Origin of the sequence: Streptomyces sp. NPDC059499 (genome assembly GCF_042749285.1) — a bacterium.
GTDB lineage: Bacteria > Actinomycetota > Actinomycetes > Streptomycetales > Streptomycetaceae > Streptomyces.
In genome coordinates this window covers 143,453-166,990 of record NZ_JBHYTT010000016.1, presented here as the reverse complement: position 1 = coordinate 166,990, position 23,538 = coordinate 143,453, and the positions used below count along the sequence as shown (strand labels likewise).

The window sequence follows — 23,538 nt, the reverse complement described above, 5'->3', positions numbered from 1 at the left end:
CACGGTTTGACCGGTTTACCGTTTTGGCGGCAGGGTCGCCCGTCTGCCATAGTCGAGGACACGACCTCCTCCGACCCGAGCCAGGTCCCGAGAGCGGCCGTGGACACACCCCCCATTCCACGGCCCCCACAGAAGCCCCCGACGCGCCGCACCACGGCCGACCGGGGGCTTCTGTACGTTCCGGCGGCCGGCCCCGCCATCGGGCGGCCCAGCCATCGGGCCTCAGCGGTCGGAGGTGCGCATCTCGAACCAGGTGGTCTTGCCGCGGGGCAGGAGATCCACGCCCCAGCGGTCGGAGAGCTTGTCGACGAGGAAGAGCCCCCGCCCGCTGATGTCCATCTCCCGGACGGGCATCAGACACGGCAGCCCGCGCGAGGGGTCCCGCACCTCGATCCGGATCCAGCCCCGCCGGCGCAGCATCCGCAGCCCGAAGACCCGCGCCCCGGTGTGCCGCACCGCGTTGCCGACGAGCTCGGAGACGAGCAGTACGGCGTGTTCCGAGGTCTGCGGAGGCAGCGCCCACTGACGCAGCATCACGCACGAGGTGAGCCGGCGGGCGGTGGCCGCGGACTCCGGGCGCGAGGGCAGCCGCACTTCGTCCTCCGTCGGATTTCCGAACAACTCCAGCGCCTTGAACGCCTGTTCGTCATCGACGGCCGGCATCCAGCGTGCCGCGGTCGCGCTGCTGCGCGGTCGCGGCTGTTCCACACCCTCCAGGCCCGCCATGCCCACCATCATGGCCGCACCGAGCGCTCCCTGTGACCGTTCCTGCGGAATCCCCTCACCGGAATCCACCATTCCGAGAGGGCGGTTTGACATATGCCAGGGGCAGAACGTCACCTCCGGCAGCCAGGGTGAGCTGCGTCGACGCGGCTTCGTCGGGTAATTGCACAGAGGGGACGCACACCGGACCTTAAGGCTCTCTTAAGGTCCGGCTAATCCGCCCGCACGGATGAACGCACGCCCCTGTGTACCCAACTGGCTTCCGGTCAGAGGAACTTGGCCTTGCCCGGGCCCTCCTCCACAAAGCTGCGCATACCGCGCTCCCGGTCCTCGGTGGCGAACAGACCGGCGAACCAGTTCCGCTCGATCGTCAGCCCGGTGTCGATGTCCGTCTCGAGGCCCGCGTCGACGGACTCCTTCGCGGCGCGCAGCGCCAGTGCGGGCCCCTGGGCCAGCCGGGCGGCCCAGGCGTGCGCCTGCTCGTACACCTCGGCGGCGGGCACCACACGGTCCACCAGGCCGATCCTCAGGGCCTCCTCGGCCTTGACATGACGGCCCGTGAAGATCAGGTCCTTGGCCCTGGACGGACCGACCAGCCGGGCGAGCCGCTGGGTGCCGCCGGCGCCCGGGATCAGCCCGAGCAGGATCTCGGGCTGGCCGAGCTTGGCGTTGTCCGCGGCGATCCTGAAGTCGGCGCAGAGCGCCAGTTCGCAGCCGCCGCCCAGCGCGTACCCGGTGACGGCCGCGACGACGGGCTTGGGAATCCGCGCCACGGCGGTGAACGAGTCCTGCAGGGCCTTGGAGCGCACGATCATCGCCGTGTGGTCCATCGCCTGCATCTCCTTGATGTCCGCGCCCGCCGCGAACACCTTCTCGCCGCCGTAGAGGATCACGGCACGCACGTCGTCGCGCCGGGTCGCCTCCTCGGCGAGCTCGCGCAGCCGGTCCTGGGTGGCGACGTCCAGGGCGTTCATCGGCGGCCGGTCCAGCCGGATCGTGCCGACGTTGTCGCTTACTTCGAGGGTTACGGTCATGGAAGGCAGGTTAACCACGACTAACGCCGACGGGCCCGGTGCCGTTGGTCACAGCATCGGGCCCGTCCCATGCGCGGGGGGCGGCGGGAGGACCTAAGCGGTCCACTCCGACCAGTCCATGTTCCAGCCGTTGAGGCCGTTGTCCGGCTGGATCACCTTGTCCTTGGAGTTCTTCACGACGACGACGTCACCGATCAGCGAGTTGTCGAAGAACCAGGCGGCCGGGGTCTTGCCGTCCCAGGCGCCGCGTACGTCGCGCAGACCGACACATCCGTGGCTGGTGTTGGTCGAGCCGAAGATGCTCGACGCGCCCCAGTAGTTGCCGTGGATGAAGGTGCCCGACGTGGACAGCCGCATCGCGTGGGGCACGTCCTTGATGTCGTACTCACCGCCGAAGCCGACGGTGTCACCGTTCATCCGGGTCACCTTGAGCTTCTCGCTGATGACCATCTGCCCGTTGTACGTGGTCGTCGACGGGGCGCCCGCGGAGATCGGGATGTCCTTGATCTGCTTGCCGTCGCGGACCACCTTCATCCGCTTGGAGCTCGCGTCGACGGTGGAGACCTGGCTGCGGCCGATGGTGAACTTCACGGTCTTGGCCTGCTTGCCGTAGACCCCCGGCCGTCCCTCGACGCCGTCGAGGTCGAGGCGCAGCGTCACCTTGGTGCCCGCGGCCCAGTAGTCCTCCGGGCGGAAGTCGAGGCGGTCGTTGCCGAACCAGTGGGGCTCGACCGGCACGGCGGGCTCCGCCGTGACCTTGATCGCCCGCTCCACCGCGGCCGGGTCGGTGATGCCCCGGGTGAAGTGGATCGACACCGGCATGCCGACGCCGACGGTCGAGCCGTCCTCGGGCGTGTACTGCCCGATGAAGGTGTTCTGGGGGACGAGCGTGGTGAAGGTGGTGTCCTTCGCCGACTGACGGCCCTTCGTGTCCTTGGCGACCGCGTGCACCGTGTACTTGGTCGCGGCGGCCAGATGCCGGTCGGGCACCCAGTTGAGGCCGTCGGCGGATATCTTGCCCTCGACCGCGTTGCCCTTGGGGTCGGCGACCTTGACCGTGCTCAGCTTGCCCTGGGCGGCCGAGACCTTCAGCGCCCCGCTCGTCGCCACGTCATCGGCGCCGTCCTTGGGTGCGATGGTCACCACCGCCTGCGAGGCGCTGGTGTCGTCGACCTTCGCGCCCGCTCCCTTGCCGTCCTTCGCCCCGTCGGCGTCGCCGCCCCCGCCGCATGCCGTCACCAGCAACAGCAGCACACCCAGTACCAGTGCGAGAAGTCCGGGGGTCCCACGCCCACGCCGTCCTCTGCCCGCCCCGGCCGATGCCCCCGATATCGGCTGCCCGTTCAATGTGCTCGTCTCCCCTCGCACGGCCTGGCCCCGCCATGGCCCGCACCCCCGCGCGCCGTACGTGCACGCTCGGCGCAAGATAATCACACCGGGCGCCGGGAGAACTCCTCCGGAATGTCACCGTTCCGTCCCAAGTCACGCAGCCCCGACCCCCGGTGGTCCCGGAGACCGCGTCTCCGGGACCTGCGCAGGTCGGACCGGGGATCAGCGCAGTGCCGAACCGGCCTTCCACCGGTCCCATCCGAGGTTCCACCCACCGAGCCCGTTGTCCGGAGCGACCGTCGTGTCGGCGGAGTTGATCACCTCGACGACATCGCCCACGAGCGTCCGCTCGAAGAACCATCCGGCCGGGGTGTCCGAGCTGCCGCCCTTCACGTCGCGCAGGCCGATACAGCCGTGGCTGGTGTTGTCGTTGCCGAAAATGTCGGGGGTTTCCCAGTAGTTGCCGTGCAGGAAGGTCCCCGACTTGGTCAGCCGGATGGCGTGCGGTACGTCCTTGATGTCGTACTCGCCGCCGAAGCCGACGGTGCGGCTGTCCATCCGGGTCACCTCGTGCAGCTCGGAGACCACCATCTTCCCGTTGTACGTGGTCGTCTTCTTCGCGCCCGCGGTGATGGGCACCGTACTGACGAGCTCGCCGTCGCTGCGTACCTCCATGGTGTGGTTCCGGGCGTCGACCACGGACGTCTGCGACCTGCCGACCCGGAAGGTGACCTTCTTCTTCTGGCTGCCGTACACGCCGGGCGCACCCTCGACATCGCGCAGCCCCACATCCACGGTGACCTGCGTGCCGGCTTTCCAGTACGTGGCCGGGCGGAAGTCGAGGCGGTCCTTCCCGAACCAGTGGCCGACCACCTCGGTCTCGGGTTCCGCGGTGATCCTGATGGCCTTCTCCACCGCGGCCCGGTGCTCGACCGGCCGGTTGAAGTCGAAGGAGACGATCATTCCGGTGCCCACCGTGGACCGGTTCTCCGGCTTGAAGTAGCCGATGAAGCGGTCCTCGGGTACGAGGGTCGTGAAGGTGGTGTTGCGGGCCGAGCGCCGGCCGTCCCCGTCGACGGCGACCGCCTCCACGCTGTACTTCCCCGCCAGTCCGAGCCGGTACCCGCCGTCCCGGGGCGCCCACGACCGGCCGTCCTTCGCGATCAGGCCCCGCACCTCCTCCCGTTCCGCGTCCTGAATCCGTGTCACCTTGACCCGTTCGAGCCATCCGTCGGGGACGGTGACCTCGATCCGGCTCCTGGCTCCGACGTTCTCGGCGCCGTCCTTGGGGACGATCCGGATGACGTCGTCGGGGGATCGGTTGTCCCCGAAGAACGACGTGCCCCCGCTGCAGCCGGTCAGTACGGCCAGCACGGTGAGCAGTCCTGCCCATGTCAGCACGGCGGCCGAACCCGCCCGTGCTCTCTTCGCTACGTGGTTCACGTCCCCCCAACGACAAGGGGAGGGCGGGGGAAACGTGAGTGCGGGCCCCGCCGTGGGCAGAACAGAGGGGGAGGACCACACCGGGAGGGCCGCGGCCGGGACGCCGTGCGCCCTGTCTGCGGTGCCGCCTCCGACGAGCCGCGGGAGGCCGAGAGGTGTCGAGCACAGCCGAGCAGGAGGAAGCGTCACCGACGATCGGGAGGGTGGTGGAGCGCGGACCGGCGGTACGGAAGGAGCCGGCCGGACCACCCGTATGGCCGGGTGCCCCGATGCCGCTCGGAGCCCGGTTCCGGGTCGGTCCGGACGGAGTCGCGGGCACCAACTTCGCCCTCTGGGCCGGCGGGGCGGAGGCCGTCGAGCTCTGTCTCTTCGATGCGCAGGGCCGTGAGACACGGCTGCCCCTGACCGAACTCACCCATGAGATCTGGCACGGTTTCGTCCCCGGCGTACGGGCCGGACAGCGTTACGGCTACCGGGTGCACGGCCGCTGGGACCCCTGGACCGGCGCCCGCTGGAACGCGGCGAAACTGCTCCTCGACCCGTACGCCCGGGCGGTGGACGGTTCGTTCACCCTGCCGCCCGAGGTGTACGGCCATGTGAGGGACTGGCCGCAGCAGCATGTCGCCGACACCGTGCGCGACGACCGGGACTCGGCGCCGTACGTGCCCAAGGGCGTCGTCGTGCACGACGACGACGACTGGGTGGAGGACCGCAGGCCCAAGACCCCGTGGGCGGACTCGGTCATCTACGAACTGCACGTGCGCGGTTTCACCAAGCTCCACCCGGACATCCCGCCGGAGCTGCGGGGCACCTACGCCGGGCTCGCCCACCCCGCCGCCGTCGGCCACCTCCAGCGGCTCGGCGTGACGGCCGTGGAGCTGCTCCCCGTCCATCAGTTCGCCCACGAGGACCATCTGCTGCGGCGCGGGCTGCACAACTACTGGGGCTACAACTCGATCGGCTACTTCGCGCCGCACGCGGGTTACGCGGCGAGCGGCACGGCGGGCGGACAGGTCGGCGAGTTCAAGAAGATGGTGCGCGCCCTGCACGACGCCGGGATCGAGGTGATCCTCGACGTGGTCTACAACCACACCGCGGAGGCGGGCGAGCTCGGCCCGATGCTGTCCCTGCGCGGCATCGACAACCGCGGCTACTACCGCCTCCAGCCGGACGCCCGCCGCTACGCGGACTACACCGGCTGCGGCAACACCCTGCACGTGGTGCAGCCGCAGGTGCTCCGCCTGATCACCGACTCGCTGCGCTACTGGGTGACGGAGATGGGCGTCGACGGCTTCCGCTTCGACCTGGCGGCGGCCCTGGCCCGTTCGATGCACGACGTCGACATGCTCTCCCCCTTCCTCGCGGTGATCGCCCAGGACCCGGTCCTGCGCCGGGTCAAGCTCATCGCCGAACCGTGGGACGTCGGCAACGGCGGCTACCAGGTGGGCGCCTTCCCTCCGCTGTGGACCGAGTGGAACGACCGCTACCGCGACGCCGTACGGGACTTCTGGCGCGGCGCGCTGCCGGACGTACGCGACATCGGCTACCGGCTCACGGGATCGAGCGACCTGTACGCCTGGGGCGGCAGACGCCCGTACGCCTCCGTCAACTTCGTCACCGCCCACGACGGTTTCACCCTGCGCGACCTGGTCACCTACGAGCACAAGCACAACGAGGCCAACGGTGAGGGCAACCGTGACGGCACGAACGACAACCGCGCCTGGAACTGCGGCGCGGAGGGCGAGAGCGACGATCCCGGAATCAACGCCCTGCGCCGCCGCCAGCTGCGCAACCTGCTCACCACGCTGCTCCTCTCGACGGGGGTGCCGATGCTCGTGGCGGGCGACGAGATGGGCCGTACGCAGGGCGGAAACAACAACGCGTACTGCCAGGACAACGAGATCGGCTGGCTGGACTGGTCGCTCCTCGACCGGCCGGAGTGGCGGGAGCTGACCGAGCTGACCTCCAGGGTGCTGGCCCTGCGCCACGCCCATCCGGTACTGCGCCGCCGCGCCTTCTTCGCCGGGACCCCCCAGGCCCCCGACGGGCTGCGGGACCTGGCGTGGTTCACCCCGCAGGGCGCGGAGATGACGGAGGGGGACTGGTACGCACCGGCCGCGACGCTCGGCCTCTACCTCTCCGGGCGCGACATCCCGGGCCGGGACGCCAGGGGCGAGCAGATCACCGACGACAGCTTCCTGGCGGTCCTGCACGCCGGGCACACCCCGTGCGACTTCCACCTGCCGGGAGCGCCCTGGGCGCGGTCGTACGAACTGCTCCTGGACACCTCCCGGGAGGACCAGTCCACGGCCCCCGGCACGGTCCACGGGGGCGGTACGACGCTGACGGTGCCGGGGAGGTCGGTGCTGCTGCTGCGGGTGACGGGGTGAGGGAGCGGCTCAGCCGAGGATGCCCCGCTCGTAGGCGACGGCGACGGCGGCGGCGCGGTCCTTGGCACCCAGTTTGGCGAAGACATGGGTGAGGTGGGTCTTCACGGTCGCCTCGCTGATGAACAGCTCGGCCGCGATCTCGCGGTTGGACGTCCCCCTGGCCACGAGGCACAGCACCTCGCGCTCGCGCGCGGACAGCGACTCGTGGCCGGGAGCGGCCGGCGTGCGCACCCGCGCGACGAGCCGGGACGCCACGGCCGGCGAGAGCACGGTGCGGCCGTCGGCGGCGGCACGGACCGCGGTGAAGAGTTCGTCGCGTGGCGCGTCCTTGAGGAGGTAGCCGGTCGCGCCCGCCTCGATCGCCGGCAGGGTGTCGGAGTCGGTGTCGTACGTGGTCAGGACGAGCACCTTGGACCGGGCGCCGAGCCGGGTCAGTTCGGCGATGGCGGCCACTCCCCCGCCGCCCGGCATCCGAAGGTCCATCAGGACGACGTCGGGGTCCAGCCGGGTGGCGAGCTCGACTGCGGCCACCCCGTCGGCCGCCTCACCGAGCACGTCGAAGCCGGGGGCGGAGGCGAACATGCCCCGCAGGCCGTCGCGGACGACGGGGTGGTCGTCGACGACGAGGAGGGTGATGACGCGTGCGGTGTCCGTGGCCTCAGTCATGTCGGGCCCACCGTACTGTCCGTCAGCCACGGTGGACCAGGGGCACTCTGGCGCTGACCGCGGTGCCCAGTCCGGGTTCGGACTCCACCGTGACCGTGCCCGCGATCCGTTCGGCGCGGGACCGCATCCCGCCGAGGCCGAATCCGCCGGAGCCGCTGTACGGCGGGAGCGCGTCCGGGTCGAAACCGCGGCCGTCGTCGCGTACGTCCAGGGTGATCTCGTCGCCCATGTAGGAGAGCGTGACGCCGACCCGCGACGCTCCGGCGTGCCTGGCGGCGTTGGCCAGGGACTCCTCGGCGATACGGAGCAGGGTGGCGCCGACCTCGTCGTGGAGCGGCTCGACGGCGCCCGTGACGGTGAAGCCGGCGCGCACGCCGGTGCGTTCGGCCCATCGGGTGACCGTCTTCGTGAGCGCTCCGGGCAGATCGTCGTCCTCGAGCGCGGCCGGCACCAGGTTGTGCACGGAGCGACGTGCCTCACCGAGGCTGTGCCGGGCGAGCCCGGCGGCACGGTCCAGGTGCTCGCGGGCCAGGGACGGATCGGCGTCCGCCGTGGAGGTGGCGGCCTGGAGCTGGGCGATGATTCCGGTCAGTCCCTGCGCGAGGGTGTCGTGGATCTCGGCGGCCAGCCGCCGGCGCTCGTCGGCGACTCCGGCCTCCCGTGCCTGGACGAGGAGTTGGGCGTGCAGGGCCGCGTTCTCCGCGAGGGCTTGTTCCAGCCGGGTGTTGGTGCGCTCCAGTTCGCCGATGGTCTCGGTCTGGCGCCGGGCCTTCTCGGCCTCCCGGGCGGCGAGGTTGCCGAACAGGAGGGAGAGGGAGGCATGCAGGACGAAGAGCGCGCCGAAAGCCGCCCAGTTGGTGAGGGAGACCGGTGGCATTCCGCTGCCGGACTGCGCGCCGGCCATCGTGACGGCGGTGCAGAGGAGTCCGGCGCGGACGAAGCGTCCGGGGAGCAGGACGGCCGCGTCGAAGTAGCCGATGATGGCGTAGACGGAGAAGAACGGGTTGCACCAGCAGAGGGCGAAGCCGAGCACGGTCCGCAGGACGTAGTAGGCCTGTCCGGCACGTGCCCGCGGGGCGGCCCCCGACCGGGTGCGGCCCCACCACAGTTGCAGGGCACCGGCAGCGGAGGCCAGGATCCCGGCGGCGTACAGGTCGGCGTGGGACATCCCGACGAGGCCGGATGACAGGGCGGCCATCACGACGGCGATGCCCAGGAACGTGTACGGCCCGTACCGGTAGAACTGCTCGTAGCGTTGCTCGACCGTCGTGCCGCCGCGCACCGCGACTCCCCCGTCACCCATGGACGGCAGTCTCCCCGACACCGCCTCCCGGGTCACTCCCAGCGGAAGAGCCGGGTGGCTGCCGCCCCCAGTGCCGCGGTCCACAGCGCCATCACCCCCAGGTACACCCAGTCCGGCCAGCTGCCCGAGGCCGCCTGGTCCAGTGCCTGGGAGGCGGCGCCGAACGGGGTAGCCCCGACGATCCGGCGCAGCAGGTCGGGCATGGTCTGGACGGGCACCCAGACGCCGGCGGTGAACATCATCAGGAGGTACGCCACCGACCCGACGGCCGCCGAGGCCTTGGTCGTCCGGGACAGCGCGCAGATCGTGGCGCCGAGGGCGAGGACGCAGGCGACCGCCAGGAGCAGGGCCAGCAGGTAGCCGAGGGCCTGTTCCGGCAGCCGCACCCCGAACGCGATCCGCCCGACGGCCATCGCGAGCAGGGCGGAAGCGGCGGAGGCCGCGCCGTGCAGCGCGATCTGGGCGGTCAGCAGCGCGGACGGGCGTACCGGGGTGGCGGACATCCGGCGCAGGATGCCGCGTTCGCGGTAGCCGGTGAGGATCGGCGGCATGGCCTGCAGACCGGCCATGATCATGCCGAGCAGGACGGCCACCGGTACGTACAGGTCGATGACGCTCCTCCCGCCGAGGGCGGCGTCGTCCTGTCGGAAGGACGGGATGAGCCCGAGGACCGTCAGGAGGGCCGTCGGGAAGACGAGGATCCAGAACAGGCTGCCCGGCTCCCGCAGGAAGAGACGGGTCTCCGCCCGGAGGACCGCGGCGAGCGGGCCGTTCGTTGCGGTGGTGCGCGCTGTGCTCATGGCTGTGGTCATGTCCGGGCGGCCCGTTCCGTGAGGTCGAGGAAGGCGTCGTCCAGGCTGGTTTCCAGGACGCGCAGGTGGCGTGCGGTGACGCGGTGCCGGGCCAGCAGGGAGATGACCGCGTTGGCGGTGTCGTCGTCGCCGTGGACGACGATCCCGCCGTCGGACTCCGCGACGGAGACGGAGACGGCACCGGGCAGTCCGGCGAGCTCGGTCGCCGGGAGCGGCTGCGACGGGGTGAAGGAGATGACGGTGGAGCCCGCGGTCCGGCCGATCAGCCCGGCAGGGGTGTCGAGCGCGACGAGCCGGCCCTTGTCGATCACCGCGACCCGGTCGCAGAGCCGCCGGGCCTCCTCCATGAAGTGGGTGACCAGCAGGACCGTCACCCCGCCGGCCCGGATCTCCTCGATGAGCCGCCAGGTGTCCCTGCGGGCCCTCGGGTCGAGGCCGGTGGTCAGTTCGTCGAGCACGACCACCCGTGGGTTGCCGATGAGGGCGAGGGCGATGAACAGCCGCTGCTTCTGACCGCCGGACAGCTTGGCGAAGCGGCTGTCCAGATGGCTGTCCAGCCCGAGCCGTTCGGCGAGCGACCGCCAGTCGGCGGGCTGCGGATAGAAGGCGCTGTACAGCTCGAGCGCCTCCCGCACGGTCAGCTTGGGCTGCAGTTCGCTCTCCTGGAGCTGGGCGCCGAGCAGGAGCGTCACCCGGTCGCGGTCGGCGACGGGGTCGAGTCCGGCGACCCGGACCGTGCCCGCGTCGGGGATCCTCAGTCCCTCGACACATTCGACGGTGGTGGTCTTGCCCGCTCCGTTGGGCCCGAGGATCCCGAAGATCTCCCCCTCCTCCACGGAGAAGCTCACTCCGTCGACCACGACCCGCCCCGCGTACGCCTTGCGTACCGCGTTCACTTCGATGACTGGCATACGTCGAGAATTCCGCCCCGCCCGGTGCCGCGGTATCCGCCGTCACGCTCGAACCGGCATCCGCCGATCGGTTGACGGAGGCCTCCGACCGGCGCGGAGTGTCCGGAAAACCAGATGAGCGATGTCAGTGGCGAACCATAGGCTCGCTCCTGATGCCCGAAAAACCTGCAGAGCCCACGGACCGGTCCGCCGTGCGCTCCCTCATGCGTCTGTGGCCCTATGTCCGGCCGGTGCGGATGCGCTGGCTCAGTGCCGCTCTGGTGGCGGTCCTGGCGTCGTGTCTCGGCCTGGTGATCCCCCTCGTCCTGAAGTGGATGGTGGACGGTCCCGTCGCGGACCGGGACCCGGGCGGAGTATGGCTGGGCGCGCTCTACCTGCTGCTGCTGGGGATCGCCGAGGCGGGGCTGTTCGGGCTCCGGCGATGGCTCGTGGCGCGGCCGCTGGCGGGGGTCGAGGCGTCGATGCGCGCCGATCTCTACCGGCATCTGCAACGGCTTCCGGTGGCCTTCCACGACCGCTGGCCCTCGGGGCAGCTGCTCTCGCGCGGGACCACGGATCTGATGCTGATGCGGATGTTCCTGGCTTTTCCGCTGACGTTCCTGCTGGTCAACACCACCACGATCCTGGTCGGTTTCGTCATCCTGTTCGCCCAGGACTGGTCGCTGGGGCTGGTGCTCCTGGCGCCCGCGCTGCCGCTGATGGTCCTGTGCTCGCTGTTCGAGACGAAGTACGCACTGGTGGCGCGCTCGGCACAGGACCAGGTCGGTGATCTGACGACGGTCGTCGAGGAGAGCGTGCTGGGCATCCGCATCGTGAAGGGTTTCGGCCGCAACCGCAGCCAGGCGCAGGCCTTCCGCGCGCTGGCGCAGCGGCTGCGCGGTACGGAGCTGGGCAAGGCCCGGCTGCTCGCGGGGATCTGGGCGCTCATCACCGCCATCCCGGAGCTGGCGATCGGTGCCGCGCTGGTGCTCGGCACGATCCAGGTGGCGGACGGCGAGCTGTCGGCCGGGACGCTGGTCGCGTTCCTGTCGACGGCGCTCGCGCTGCGCTGGCCGGTCGAGTCGATCGGCTTCCTGCTGGCGATGAGCCAGGAGTCCGCGACGGCCGCCGACCGCTACTTCGAGGTGATGGACGTGGCCGAGGAGCTGGACGAGGACGCCCCGGACACGGTGGCCGGCCGGGGCGGCGCGGGCATCGTCTTCGACGGGGTCGAGTTCCGCTACCCGGACGCCGAGCCCGGTTCCGTACCCGTACTGGCCCGGATCGACCTGCGGGTCCGGCCCGGCGAGACGATGGCCCTGGTGGGGGCGACCGGGTCGGGGAAGACGACGCTCACGGCGCTCGTCCCCCGGCTGCACGAGGTCTCCGGCGGGCGGATCCTGCTGGACGGCGAGGACATCGCCACGATGGGACGGCCGAGGCTGCGCGAACTCGTCTCGGTGGCGTTCGAGGAGCCGACGCTCTTCTCGGCGACCGTCGGGGAGAACGTGCTGATGGGCGCGGACGGTGCGGGTGAGGAGGAGCTGCGCCGGGCGCTCGCGGTGGCGCAGGCCGACTTCGTGTACGACCTGCCGCAGGGTGTCGACACCCAGGTGGGGGAGCAGGGGCTGAGTCTCTCCGGCGGCCAGCGCCAGCGCCTCGCACTGGCCCGCGCGGTGGTCGGCGCGCCACGGTTCCTGGTGCTCGACGACCCGCTCTCCGCCCTGGATGTGCACACGGAGGCACTGGTGGAGGCGGCACTGCGGCGCGTGCTCGACGAGACGACGGCCGTGGTGGTCGCGCACCGGCCGTCCACGGTGATGCTGGCCGACCGGGTGGCTCTGCTGTCCGAGGGCCGGATCAGCGCCGTCGGGACCCATCAGGAACTTCTGCGCACCAGTGCCGAATACGCCTGGCTGATGTCCGGTGCCGAGGACGACGCCCGTGTGCTCACTGCCGAGGAGGGCAGCTCCCGATGACCAGTGCCACCGCCGGCGGTCCGGCCGCCACCGCCGGACCCGTCCTCGCCGAAGAGGACCTTCCCCGGACGGAGCCGGACCTGCCGGGCCCCGGGGACGCCTTCGACCACGACGCCCTTCCCGCGCCACCCGGTTCGACCTGGGCCCTGCTGACCTCGCTGCTCGGCCCCCTGCGGGCCCGGGTGGTCGTGGCGTCCCTCCTGCTCCTGGTCCAGCAGGTCGCCGTGCAGGCGGGGCCGCTGCTGGTCGCGTACGCCATCGACAGCGGCGTGCCCGCGTTCCGGGACCACGACTACGGGCCTCTGATCGCCGTGGGCGTGGGGTACGGCGTGTGCTCGGTCGGCGCGGGGGCGCTGCAGTACGCGTTCATCCGGGCCGCCGCGCGGATCAACCAGGACGTGCTGCTCGATCTGCGCGGCCGGATCTTCCGCCACGCACAGGCGCTCAGCGTGGACTTCCACGAGCGCTACACCTCCGGCCGGCTGATCTCGCGCTCGACCACGGATGTGGAGTCCCTGCGCGAGCTGCTGAGCGAGGGGCTCCAGGAACTCATCGGTGTGGTCCTGTCGTTCGTGTCGATCTCGTTGATGCTGCTGTGGCTGGATCTCGGCATCGGCGCGATCGCGGTCGCCTCCTTCGCGCCCCTGTACCTGCTGGTGCGGAGTTACCGGCGCCGGGCGGCCGAGGCCTATTCGGCGCGTTCCTCGGCCATCGCCGCGGTCATCGTGAAGTTCGCCGAGACGATGAACGGGATCCGCCCCGTGCAGGCCTTCCGCAGGGAGCGGGGCAACGACGCGGACTTCTCGGTGCTCAACCACCGCCACGAGCGGCGGAACGGGGACGCGCTGCTGGAGATGGCCCGCTATGTCGTCGGTTCCCGGCTGGTCGCCAACACGGCGGTGGCCGCGATGGTGCTGTGGGGCGCCTACCGGGTGGCGTCGGGGACACTGGCACTCGGGGTGCTGGCCGCGGCCGTGCTGTATCTGCGGCGGCTGTACGACCCGATCGACCGGCTCGCGATGTTCCTCAACTCCTACCAGTCGGCGGCTGCCTCTCTGGAGAAGATCGCCGGTCTGCTGGCGCAGACGCCCACCGTTCCCGAGCCGGCCTCACCGAAGGAACTCCCCTCCCCCGCCGGTGAGCACCCGGGCCGTGAGGTGACGTTCGACGAGGTGCGGTTCGCCTACCGGACGGGCGGCGAGGTCCTGCCCCGCTTCGGTCTGACGATTCCGGCGGGCCAGACCGTGGCCGTGGTCGGTTCGACGGGCGCGGGCAAGTCGACGCTCGCCAAGCTGCTGGCGCGTTTCTACGATCCGACCGAGGGACGGGTCCTGCTGGACGGCACCGATCTGCGCGATCTGGCGATGCCGGAGCTGCGGCGGGGCGTGGTGATGGTGACCCAGGAGGCGTTCCTGTTCTCGGGGACGATCGCGGAGAACATCGCGATCGGCCGTCCGGACGCGACTGCCGAGGAGATCGAGCACGCGGCCAAGGCCATCGGCGCGCACGACTTCATCAGCAGCCTTCCCGACGGCTACGCCACGGACGTGCGCAAGCGGGGCGGCCGGATCTCGGCCGGCCAGCGTCAGCTGGTGGCGTTCGCCCGCGCGTTGCTGGCGGACCCCGCCGTGCTGATCCTCGACGAGGCGACGAGCTCGCTCGACATCCCCGGCGAGCGGGCGGTGCAGCGCGCCATGGACACCGTGCTGCACGGCCGTACGGCGGTGGTGATCGCCCACCGCCTGTCGACCGTGGAGATCGCGGACCGGGTGCTGGTGATGGAGCACGGCCGGATCGTGGAGGACGGAAGCCCGGCCGAACTCATCGGCTCGGACGGCAGGTTCGCCGGACTGCACCGTGCGTGGCGGGAGAGCCTGGCCTGACGGAGTACCGACGGGTAGGCATGTGACCGCCGAGGGACGGCGCAGAACTGGCCACAGTTCCGCGCCGTCTCAGCACGTGGTCATCGTCCGTTTGCCGCGTCGCCGTTCGAACACCATGGATTCGAACGAAATCTCAACTCACCCTGCGAATTCTGGCCCCGGGCGGTCCCGGCGCCCGCTTTACGGCACCCGGATGTCATACAGCGAAACGTCCGCTTAACGAACATGACCATTCCGGCAACGGACGACTTCCGGCCAATATGTTGACGCGGTCCTGACATACACCCCTTTCTGCTGGGACTCTTCCCCCGTTCTGCGCACCGCCTGCTCTGCCCGGCCGGCTCACCCAGCCGGCTGTCACCCCCCTCGCAGAAGGAGTCCGCGTGAGATCCAGATCCAGCCGTCGTGCCACCGCGACCGGCGCTCTGATAGCCGCAGCAGCCCTCCTCGCCGTCGGAGTCCAGACCGGCGCGGCCACCGCCGCTCCCGACTCCGCCGCCGCCTCGGCCGCCGCCGCCAAGGGCGCCGACCCGGGTTCGCTGCCCGCGAAGCTCTCCCCCGCCCAGCGTGCCGAACTCCTCCGCGAGGCCAACGCCACCAAGGCGGCCACCGCCAAGGAGCTCGGTCTCGGCGCCACGGAGAAGCTCGTCGTCCGCGATGTCGTCCAGGACGTCGACGGCACCACGCACACCCGCTACGAGCGCACCCTCGACGGCCTTCCCGTCCTCGGTGGCGACCTGGTCGTCGCCGAGACGAAGGCCGGGAGGACCGAGGGCGTCACGAAGGCGTCCAAGGCCACCGGTGCCCAGCTGAAGGCGGTCGGCACCACGGCGGACGTCGCTCCCGCCACCGCCGAGAAGCAGGCCCTGACCGCGGCGAAGGCCGAGGGCTCGAAGAAGGCCGAGGCCAGCAAGGCCCCGCGCAAGGTGGTCTGGACGGCGAGCGGCACTCCCCAGCTCGCGTACGAGACCGTCGTCGGCGGCCTCCAGCACGACGGCACCCCGAACGAGCTGCACGTCATCACCGACGCCTCCTCCGGCGCCAAGCTCTACGAGTGGCAGGCCATCGAGACGGGCACCGGCAACACCCAGTACAGCGGTCAGGTGACGCTCGGCACCTCGGGCTCGTACAACCTCACCGACGCGACGCGCGGCAACCACAAGACGTACAACCTGAACCGCGGCACGTCGGGCACCGGGACGCTCTTCTCCGGCACCGACGACATCTGGGGCAACGGCAGCCCGTCGAACCTGGAGACCGCGGGCGCCGACGCCCACTACGGCGCGGCCGAGACGTGGGACTACTACAAGAACATCCACGGCCGCAGCGGCATCCGGGGCGACGGCGTCGGCGCGTACTCCCGCGTCCACTACGGCAACAACTACGTCAACGCCTTCTGGTCCGACAGCTGCTTCTGCATGACGTACGGGGACGGCAGCGGCAACGCCGCGCCCCTGACCTCGCTGGACGTGGCCGCCCACGAGATGACGCACGGCGTCACCTCGAACACCGCGGGCCTCAACTACAGCGGCGAGTCCGGCGGCCTCAACGAGGCGACCAGTGACATCTTCGCCGCCGCGGTCGAGTTCTACTCCAACACCGCGGAGGACCCCGGCGACTACTTCGTCGGCGAGAAGATCGACATCAACGGCGACGGCACCCCGCTGCGCTACATGGACAAGCCGAGCAAGGACGGCGCGTCCAAGGACGCGTGGTACTCGGGCATCGGCTCGGTCGACGTCCACTACTCCTCGGGCCCGGCGAACCACTGGTTCTACCTGCTCTCCGAGGGCAGCGGCGCCAAGACCGTCAACGGGGTCTCGTACAACTCCCCGACCTCCGACGGCCTTCCGGTGACGGGCATCGGCCGGGACAAGGCCGCGCAGATCTGGTTCAAGGCGCTCACCACCAAGTTCACCTCGACGACGAACTACGCGGCCGCCCGCACCGGCACCCTCGCCGTGGCCGGTGAGCTGTACGGCACGACCAGCACCGAGTACGCCGCGGTCGCCCACGCGTGGGCCGGTATCAACGTGGGAGCCCGCCCCGGCGGCGGCGACCCCGACCCGGGCGGCACGGTCTTCCAGAACACGACCGTCAAGGCACTCGCCGACCGGAGCACCAACAACATCCCCGTCGCCGTCACGGGCATCACGGGCAACGCGCCGAGCGACCTCTCGGTCGCGGTCAACATCACGCACACCTACCGCGGTGACCTCGTCCTCGACCTGGTCGCCCCGGACGGTACGGCCTACCGGCTGAAGAACTCCTCCTCGAGCGACTCCGCGGACAACGTGGTGGCGACCTACACGGTCAACGCCTCGTCCGAGGTGGCGAACGGCACGTGGAACCTGAAGATCCAGGACGCCTACTCGGGCGACACCGGGACCTTCAACAGCGTCAAGCTGACCTTCTGACAGGGTGAGCAGGCACCTGCTGCCGCAGAACTGCAGCGACTGAGCAACTGACGTACGCGGGACGGCCCGGGAGAGCATCGCTCCCCCGGGCCGTCGTGCGTGCCGGTCGTGCCGCCGGCTCAGGCGGGGTTGTCCGCGTGGGTCAGGGTCTCCCAGGCCACGAACAGGTTGTTCGACGCGGCGGGCCGTTGCCGCTCGGTGAGCGTCTGGGTGTTCGACATGGCGTAACCCATGCGGTTGTGCAGGGCGTTGAACCCGACCTCCGTGACGGGGCCCAGACTGTCCTTGAGCGAGCCGCCGCACAGCGAGGACGGAACCGCCGTGCCCAGCTGGTACTTGGCGTGCAGGCCGAGCGCGTGGCGCAGCCGGTCGGCGACCTCGGGATAGAGGTCCTGGCCCTGGATGCGGCTGGTCTCGGCGATGTGGGAGATGGCGGAGAGCCCGTAGCCGGTGTGGGTGAGGTCGCGGCAGGTCTCCTGGGAGAGACCGTCCATGAAGGTCGACTGCCCCTGCCAGTACCTGATGATCTCGTCCCGCGTGTCGAGACCGCTGCCGGGCGCCGCCTTCGGCAGTGAACCGTCGGCGGTCACATAGATGTACGCGGGGACGCGCCCGCGGAATTTGGTCACGGCCTTGTCGTACGCGGCGCGGTCCTCGAGGAAGACCGCGATGCCGATGGCGGCCTCGGTCATGGACAGTTCCCAGTTGCCGTTGCTGTGCGAGCCGTTGGTCACCTCGGGCAGGTACACGGTGCGCAGCATCGTGCCGAAGCGGCCGGAGTTCGGCCAGCTGCTGTAGGTGTACTTGATGATCTCGGCGGCCCGCGGCCAGGAGGAGCCGGCCCAGCCGGTCTGCAGCGGTGCGTTGCTGTTGGTGTGGTCCGTGATCACGTTCGACCAGGCGTCCATGATCTGGATCGCCTTCTGGGCGTAGCGGCTGTCCTGGCTGATGTACCAGGCCAGCGAGAGGGTGTACGCGGCTATCGCGTCCTCACGCTCGTCGGTGCAGCCGTAGTTGGGGTTGGAGTACGAGCCGCACTCCACGACCGCACGGGGTTTGGCGGTCCGGGTGAGCGAGGCGTACTTGCTGGCCAGCATCTGGTCGTACGCCCCCTTCCAGGGCTGGGCGCCCGCCTGGACCTTCGCCCGTACGAAGTCGAGCTGGGGGCGGCTGACCAGGACGCCGGGGTGGGTGAAGGCGGCCGGCGCGGCCGCTGTCACGGCCCGGTCGGGGGCAGCTCCGGCCGGGGCGGGCCGGCCGGCCATGGCGGGGGCCGTGAAGGCCGTGGTGATCAGCGCGGCCAGGGCGGCGGCGGTACCGATGACGCGAGCGATGGTGCCGGTACGCATGTGGGGGTGCCTTCCGGTGGGAGGTGTTCCATCAACTCGGTTCATGTAGATGAACGATGAGCCGAGTTGTGAACCTGCGATGAGTGAGGAACGTAAAGCCATCACATGGACACGTCAAGACGTCGCGTTCAGGAATCGAACGGCACCGGGAGGCAGGACGGCGCAGGACCGCGCCGGGACAGGGCTTTACGGCAGGGCCGCACGACGGAGGAGGGCCGGGAGAGCGGACCGCCTAGCGGGGCAGGTTCTGCTCCGCCCAGACGACCTTGCCGGTCGCCGTGCGGCACGAACCCCACCTGCGGCACAGCAGGTTGATGAGCTGCAGCCCGCGGCCGCCCTCGTCGCTCACATCGGCGTGCTGGATCTGCGGCAGATCGGGACCCGTGTCCGAGACCTCCACCCGGAGCCGGTCGTCGCACAGCAGCCGCAGCTTGCCGGGGCCGCCGCCGTACCGCAGGGCGTTGCCGACCAGCTCGCTGACGACCAGTTCGGTGACGTCCGCGAGCTCGGACAGGCTCCACCGCGCGAGCTGCTCGGTGACGAGCTTCCGGGCGGTGGAGGCCGGGTTGCCGTCGGAGGGCAGGTCCCACACCTGCAGCCTGACGTCGTCGGACAGCTCGTGCCCTCCGGCGACCAGCAGCACCGCCTCGTCGAAGCGGCCGTCGGCCGCCCGCAGCGAGGTGAGCAGACTGCCGTCGTCGAGCTGCTCGGGCGCCATCGCGGCGACCGTGGCGCGCAACCCCTCCAGCTGGGCGTCCACGTCGTCCACGCGCGTCTTGATCAAGCCGTCGGTGTAGAGCACCAGCCGGCCGCCCGCCGGCCCCCGCAGCCGCAGCGGGTCGTACGGGATGACCCCGGCGCCCAGCGGTGCGCCGACCGGCACGTCGAGGAAGCGGGGCACACCGTCCGGGCCGACCAGCAGCGGCGGCGGATGGCCCGCGCTCGCGATGGTGTAGGTGGAGTCCGCGGGGTCGTAGACCGCGCACAGACAGGTGGCGACCTGGTCGTCCTCGAGGTCGCGAGTGGCCAGATCCAGCCGGGCGAGCACCCGGTCGGGCTCGATGTCCAGCGTCATGAGCGTGCGGGCGACGGTGCGCAGCCGCCCCATCGTGACCGCCGCGGGCAGACCGTGCCCGGTCACGTCGCCGACGACCAGCGCGGTACGCCCGCTGGGCAGCGCCACCACGTCGTACCAGTCGCCGCCCACGCCGTGCGCGTCGAAGGCGGGCGCGTACTGCGCGTGCACCTTCAGCCCGGGGGTGTGCGGTGTGGCGCGCGGAAGCAGGCTGCGCTGGAGCGAGACGACGTGCTCGCGCTCGCGTCCGTAGAGCCGGGCGTTGTCCATGAAGACCGCGGCCATGGCGGCGAGCTGTCCCGCCAGTTCCACGTCGGCCCGGTTGAAGGGCGGACTGTCACCGGCACGTACGAAGTCGGCGGATCCGAGCAGTACGCCGCGGGCGATCAGCGGTACGGCCATGTAGCTGTGGACACCCTGGCGCCGCATCGCCACCGCGGCACTGGCCGTCGGCGCGACGCGCTGGTAGTCCTCGTCGGTCATCCGGCTGACCAGAACCGACTGACGGTTACGCAGACAGTGGAGGGTCAGCAGCGTCTCGCGGTACTGCCTGCGGTCGACCACCTTGCCGACCGGGGCGGGTTCAAGACCTGACAGCGACTCGACGGCCCTGACCGCCATGGCGCGGGTGACCGGCACCCCCGCGCCGGTGACGCGTTCGCCCTCCTCGCCGAGGAGCACGGACTCCAGGAGGTCGACGGCCGCCCCGTCGGCCAGCCGGGGGACACTGAACTCGGCCAGCTCCTGCGCCGTCCGTTCCAGGTCGAGGGAGGTGCCGATCCGGGTGCTCGCCGCATGGAGCCAGCGCAGCCGCGCAGCTGTGGTGAAACGGTCGCCCCGCAGTGCGCCGACGGTGCTCGCGGGCCGGACGTGCAGCCTCCGGGAGGCGATGCCCTGTGCGGCAAGTCGACGGCTCAGGCGTCTCGCTCGGCTCTCGCCGCCGTTCACCGTGCTGACCTCCAGTCGCGTCCGCGGACGCCTCGATGCCTCGACGGTTACTCCGGAGCCACTCCAGCATCTGCCGACGCTGTCATGTTAGCCAGATCACGGTGATTGCACCCCTGCCGGTGCCACGGCCATCTACCGGCGGGCCGGTGCCCGCGGCCTGCCGCAGCCGGACGGAGCGCGCAGGCCCAGGGGCCGCGGGAACGGAAGGGCCCGGCACCGCGCGGGTGCCGGGCCACCGGATGTGACATGCCGTCAGCGAAGCAGGACGCCGCCCCCGTCCTCGCTCGTCGCCGCGTTCGGCACCGCGACCAGTCCGAGCTCCGCGTTGGAGGCGAGCAGGGGGTGCGAGGGCAGTACGCGCACGGTGTAGCCGTACGGGCCCGTACGGTCGAGCGCGAGGGGGCCCTCGTACAGCCAGCGGTCCTCCAGATCATGACCGCCCGCAGGCTTCAGCGGGAACGTCTGGGCCTCCGCGATCGCGTCGCCGGAGTCGACCCGCCCGGCGACCACCTGCACCTCCACGTCGTCCGGTTCCAGGCCGCCCAGTGCGATCCGGACCCGGAGCGCCAGGGTCGACCCCAGCTCCGCGGAACCGCCGACGACGGTGTCGGCCGATGCCTCCACGTGGTCGACGGCCACCTGCGGCCAGGCGGCGTGGATCCTGGCCTTCCAGTCGGCGAGCTGCCGGGCCGCCGCGGGATCCAGTGCCTTGCGTGCCTGGGCGGCCGGGGCGTACAGCCGCTCCACGTACTCACGAACCATGCGTCCCGCCAGAACCTTGGGTCCCAAGGTGACCAGGGTGCGCCGGACCATCTCGATCCACCGCTCGGGCAGGTCCTCGTCGTTGCGGTCGTAGAAGCGCGGGGCCACCCGCTCCTCGATCAACGAGTAGAGGGCGTTGGCCTCCAGCTCGTCGCGCCGCTCCTCGTTCGTGGCGGAGCCGTCGGCGGTGGGGATCGCCCACCCGAAGTCCGGCTCGAACCACTCGTCCCACCAGCCGTCGCGTACGGAGAGGTTGAGGCAGCCGTTGAGCGCCGCCTTCATCCCGCTGGTGCCGCACGCCTCCAGCGGCCGGAGCGGGTTGTTGAGCCAGACGTCGCAGCCCGGGTAGAGCTTCTGCGCCATGCCCATGCCGTAGTCCGGCAGGAAGACGATGCGATGGCGCACGCGCGGGTCGTCCGAGAACCGCACCAGCTCCTGGACCAGCCGCTTCCCGCCGTCGTCCGCGGGATGCGCCTTGCCCGCGACGACGATCTGGATCGGGTGCGTCGGGTGGAGCAGCAGCTCCCGCAGCCGGTCGCGGTCGTGCAGCATGAGCGTGAGGCGCTTGTACGAGGGCACCCGGCGGGCGAAGCCGACGGTCAGGACGTCCGGATCGAGCACGTCGTCGATCCAGCCCAGCTCGGCCGTGCCCGCGCCGCGCCTGCGCCAGGAGGCGTAGAGGCGTTTGCGCACCTCGGTCACGAGCTGCTCGCGCAGCCCGCGGCGCAGGTCCCAGATCTCGCGGTCGGGGACGTTGGTCACGGCGTCCCAGCGTCTGGGGGTCCCGGCCCGGCCGCCGTCGGCGCTGCCGACGCCCGCCGTCTCGCCGACCTCGGCGCCCGCCAGCGCGTTCTCCGCGCGTTCGGTGCCGAATTTCCTGGCGCCGAGCCGGAGAACCTCGGGCGCGACCCACGTCGGCGCGTGGACCCCGTTGGTCACCGAGGTGATCGGCACCTCGGCGGGGTCGAATCCCGGCCAGAGCCCGGAGAACATCTCCCGGCTGACGGCACCGTGCAGGGTGGAGACGCCGTTGGCCCGCTGGGCGAGCCGCAGCCCCATCACCGCCATGTTGAACAGACCCGGCTCGCCGCCGGTGTAGGTCTCCATGCCGAGCCGGAGAATCCGGTCCACGCCGACGCCCGGCAGTTCACCGTCGTCACCGAAGTGCCGGGCGACCAGCTGGCGTTCGAATCGGTCTATCCCGGCGGGCACCGGTGTGTGCGTGGTGAAGACCGTGCCGGCCCGCACGACCTCCAGGGCGGGGTCGAAGTCGAGGCCCGTCTCGGAGAGCTCACGGATCCGCTCGAGGCCGAGGAACCCGGCGTGTCCCTCGTTGGTGTGGAACACCTCGGGCGCGGCGTGCCCGGTCAGCCGGCAGTAGGTCCGCACGGCGCGCACCCCGCCGATGCCGAGCAGCATCTCCTGGAGGAGGCGGTGGTCGCTGCCGCCGCCGTACAGCCGGTCGGTGACATCGCGCTCGCCCGGCGCGTTCTCCTCCACGTCCGAGTCGAGCAGCAGCAGGGGGACGCGGCCCACCTGGGCCTGCCAGATCGAGGCGTACAGGGACCGCCCGCCGGGAAGGGCGAGCACCACCCGGCTGGGGGTGCCGTCCGCCTCCCGTACGAGAGTGAGCGGCAGTTCGTTGGGGTCGAGGACGGGATAGTGCTCCTGCTGCCAGCCGTCCCGGGACAGACTCTGGCGGAAGTAGCCGTGCCGGTAGAGCAGCCCTACTCCGATGAGCGGGACGCCCAGGTCGCTGGCGGCCTTGAGATGGTCTCCGGCCAGGATGCCGAGGCCGCCCGAGTACTGGGGCAGAGCCGCGGTGACCCCGAACTCGGGTGAGAAGTAGGCGATGGCCGCGGGGAGCTCCGCGCCCTGGGAGAGCTGGTTCTGATACCACCTCGGGCCGCCCAGGTACTCGCGGAGGTCCTCGGACACCTCGGTGAGCCGCCGCAGGAACTGCTGGTCCCCGGCCAGCTCGGCGAGGCGTCCGGCGGACACGGCGCCCAGCAGGCGCACGGGGTCGGCGTCCGCCGGCCGCCAGCCCTCCGGGTCGGCGGCCTGGAAGAGGTTCTGGGTCTCGGTGTGCCAGGACCAGCGCAGGTTGCGGGCGAGGTCGCTGAGCGGTTGCAGGGGTTCGGGGAGGACGGGACGCACGGTGAATCGACGAATGGCCTTCACGTATCCCACCTTTACAGGGGACGTACGGATCCGAGGGGACGCACCACGGTGTGCGTCCTCTCCGTCACCCTCGACGGTAGCGGCGCGGCGCCGTGCGCATCCACGGCGCGCGACCGGCTCAGTGGGTCCGGCGCCGATCGGCATGCTCGCCCCCGGCCCGGCTGTTGCACCGTGTGCGCCCTCCCCCGAGCCCTCGGGAGTCACGCCCGTCCCGCGGGTCCCGGGCACCTCATCGGCCCCGGTGGCCGCATGGGCCAGATGCGCACACATCCGTCACGGGTGATATGGCTGATTTCCCCTCGTCGCGCGACCTTGTGGCGCTTCGCACCACAAGGAAGGCTGCGGTGGTGCGTC

15 protein-coding genes are annotated in these 23,538 nt (G+C 71.0%); 4 read left to right on the top strand and 11 right to left on the bottom strand.

Annotated features, from left to right (window positions below):
- Positions 1-222: 222 nt before the first annotated feature.
- The 4 genes from ACFW9O_RS29835 to ACFW9O_RS29820 all read right to left on the bottom strand — a co-directional run bounded on the left by ACFW9O_RS29835 (position 223) and on the right by ACFW9O_RS29820 (position 4,529).
- The gene (locus ACFW9O_RS29835) at positions 223-738 is read right to left on the bottom strand and encodes an ATP-binding protein (protein ID WP_384613601.1); all 516 of its coding nucleotides are present in this window, start codon (positions 736-738) and stop codon (positions 223-225) included.
- 251 nt (positions 739-989) lie between these two features.
- Positions 990-1,757 (bottom strand): enoyl-CoA hydratase-related protein, encoded by a 768-nt coding sequence (locus ACFW9O_RS29830; protein WP_351168796.1) that lies wholly within the window; start codon positions 1,755-1,757, stop codon positions 990-992.
- 93 nt (positions 1,758-1,850) lie between these two features.
- Entirely contained in the window at positions 1,851-3,104 is a 1,254-nt protein-coding gene (locus tag ACFW9O_RS29825; protein ID WP_384613579.1) for an Ig-like domain-containing protein, read from the bottom strand.
- A 204-nt stretch (positions 3,105-3,308) separates the two neighbouring features.
- Complete coding sequence (locus ACFW9O_RS29820; RefSeq protein ID WP_384613577.1) at positions 3,309-4,529, bottom strand: Ig-like domain-containing protein; 1,221 nt, start codon at positions 4,527-4,529, stop codon at positions 3,309-3,311.
- A 269-nt stretch (positions 4,530-4,798) separates the two neighbouring features.
- Between ACFW9O_RS29820 and glgX the strand changes: the two genes are divergently transcribed.
- Positions 4,799-6,919 carry a glycogen debranching protein GlgX gene (gene glgX, locus ACFW9O_RS29815; RefSeq protein WP_351168790.1) on the top strand — a complete coding sequence of 707 codons (2,121 nt, stop codon included), beginning with the start codon at positions 4,799-4,801 and terminating at the stop codon, positions 6,917-6,919.
- 9 nt (positions 6,920-6,928) lie between these two features.
- On the opposite strand, the gene ACFW9O_RS29810 is transcribed toward glgX, so the two are convergent.
- From ACFW9O_RS29810 to ACFW9O_RS29795, 4 genes are read right to left on the bottom strand one after another with little or no spacing between them, the layout of a single operon-like run.
- Positions 6,929-7,585, bottom strand: a complete 657-nt coding sequence (locus tag ACFW9O_RS29810) for a response regulator (protein ID WP_384613576.1) — start codon at positions 7,583-7,585, stop codon at positions 6,929-6,931.
- 22 nt (positions 7,586-7,607) lie between these two features.
- On the bottom strand, positions 7,608-8,888 hold the full coding sequence (locus ACFW9O_RS29805) for a sensor histidine kinase (protein ID WP_384613574.1): 1,281 nt from the start codon (positions 8,886-8,888) through the stop codon (positions 7,608-7,610).
- A gap of 32 nt (positions 8,889-8,920) precedes the next feature.
- Positions 8,921-9,688: an ABC transporter permease gene (locus tag ACFW9O_RS29800; protein ID WP_384613572.1), complete on the bottom strand. Its 768-nt coding sequence runs from the start codon at positions 9,686-9,688 to the stop codon at positions 8,921-8,923.
- Positions 9,689-9,696: 8 nt separating this feature from the next.
- Positions 9,697-10,611 carry an ABC transporter ATP-binding protein gene (locus ACFW9O_RS29795; RefSeq protein ID WP_384613570.1) on the bottom strand — a complete coding sequence of 305 codons (915 nt, stop codon included), beginning with the start codon at positions 10,609-10,611 and terminating at the stop codon, positions 9,697-9,699.
- Positions 10,612-10,763: 152 nt separating this feature from the next.
- On the opposite strand from ACFW9O_RS29795, the gene ACFW9O_RS29790 reads away from it, so the two are divergent.
- From ACFW9O_RS29790 to ACFW9O_RS29780, 3 genes are all read left to right on the top strand, one after another.
- Positions 10,764-12,569 (top strand): ABC transporter ATP-binding protein, encoded by a 1,806-nt coding sequence (locus ACFW9O_RS29790; RefSeq protein WP_384613568.1) that lies wholly within the window; start codon positions 10,764-10,766, stop codon positions 12,567-12,569.
- Positions 12,566-14,452 carry an ABC transporter ATP-binding protein gene (locus ACFW9O_RS29785; RefSeq protein ID WP_384613566.1) on the top strand — a complete coding sequence of 629 codons (1,887 nt, stop codon included), beginning with the start codon at positions 12,566-12,568 and terminating at the stop codon, positions 14,450-14,452. Before ACFW9O_RS29790 ends, ACFW9O_RS29785 begins: the two co-directional genes overlap by 4 nt.
- Before the next feature lie 383 nt (positions 14,453-14,835).
- Complete coding sequence (locus ACFW9O_RS29780; RefSeq protein WP_384613564.1) at positions 14,836-16,869, top strand: M4 family metallopeptidase; 2,034 nt, start codon at positions 14,836-14,838, stop codon at positions 16,867-16,869.
- A gap of 119 nt (positions 16,870-16,988) precedes the next feature.
- Here ACFW9O_RS29780 and ACFW9O_RS29775 read toward each other — a convergent pair whose 3' ends face one another.
- From ACFW9O_RS29775 to glgP, 3 genes are all read right to left on the bottom strand, one after another.
- Positions 16,989-18,218, bottom strand: a complete 1,230-nt coding sequence (locus ACFW9O_RS29775; protein WP_384613562.1) for an alginate lyase family protein — start codon at positions 18,216-18,218, stop codon at positions 16,989-16,991.
- Between the two features lie 232 nt (positions 18,219-18,450).
- Positions 18,451-20,241 (bottom strand): SpoIIE family protein phosphatase, encoded by a 1,791-nt coding sequence (locus ACFW9O_RS29770; protein ID WP_384613560.1) that lies wholly within the window; start codon positions 20,239-20,241, stop codon positions 18,451-18,453.
- A 252-nt stretch (positions 20,242-20,493) separates the two neighbouring features.
- Positions 20,494-23,184, bottom strand: coding sequence for an alpha-glucan family phosphorylase (gene glgP, locus ACFW9O_RS29765; RefSeq protein WP_384613558.1), 2,691 nt, complete (start codon positions 23,182-23,184; stop codon positions 20,494-20,496).
- Positions 23,185-23,538 lie beyond the last annotated feature (354 nt).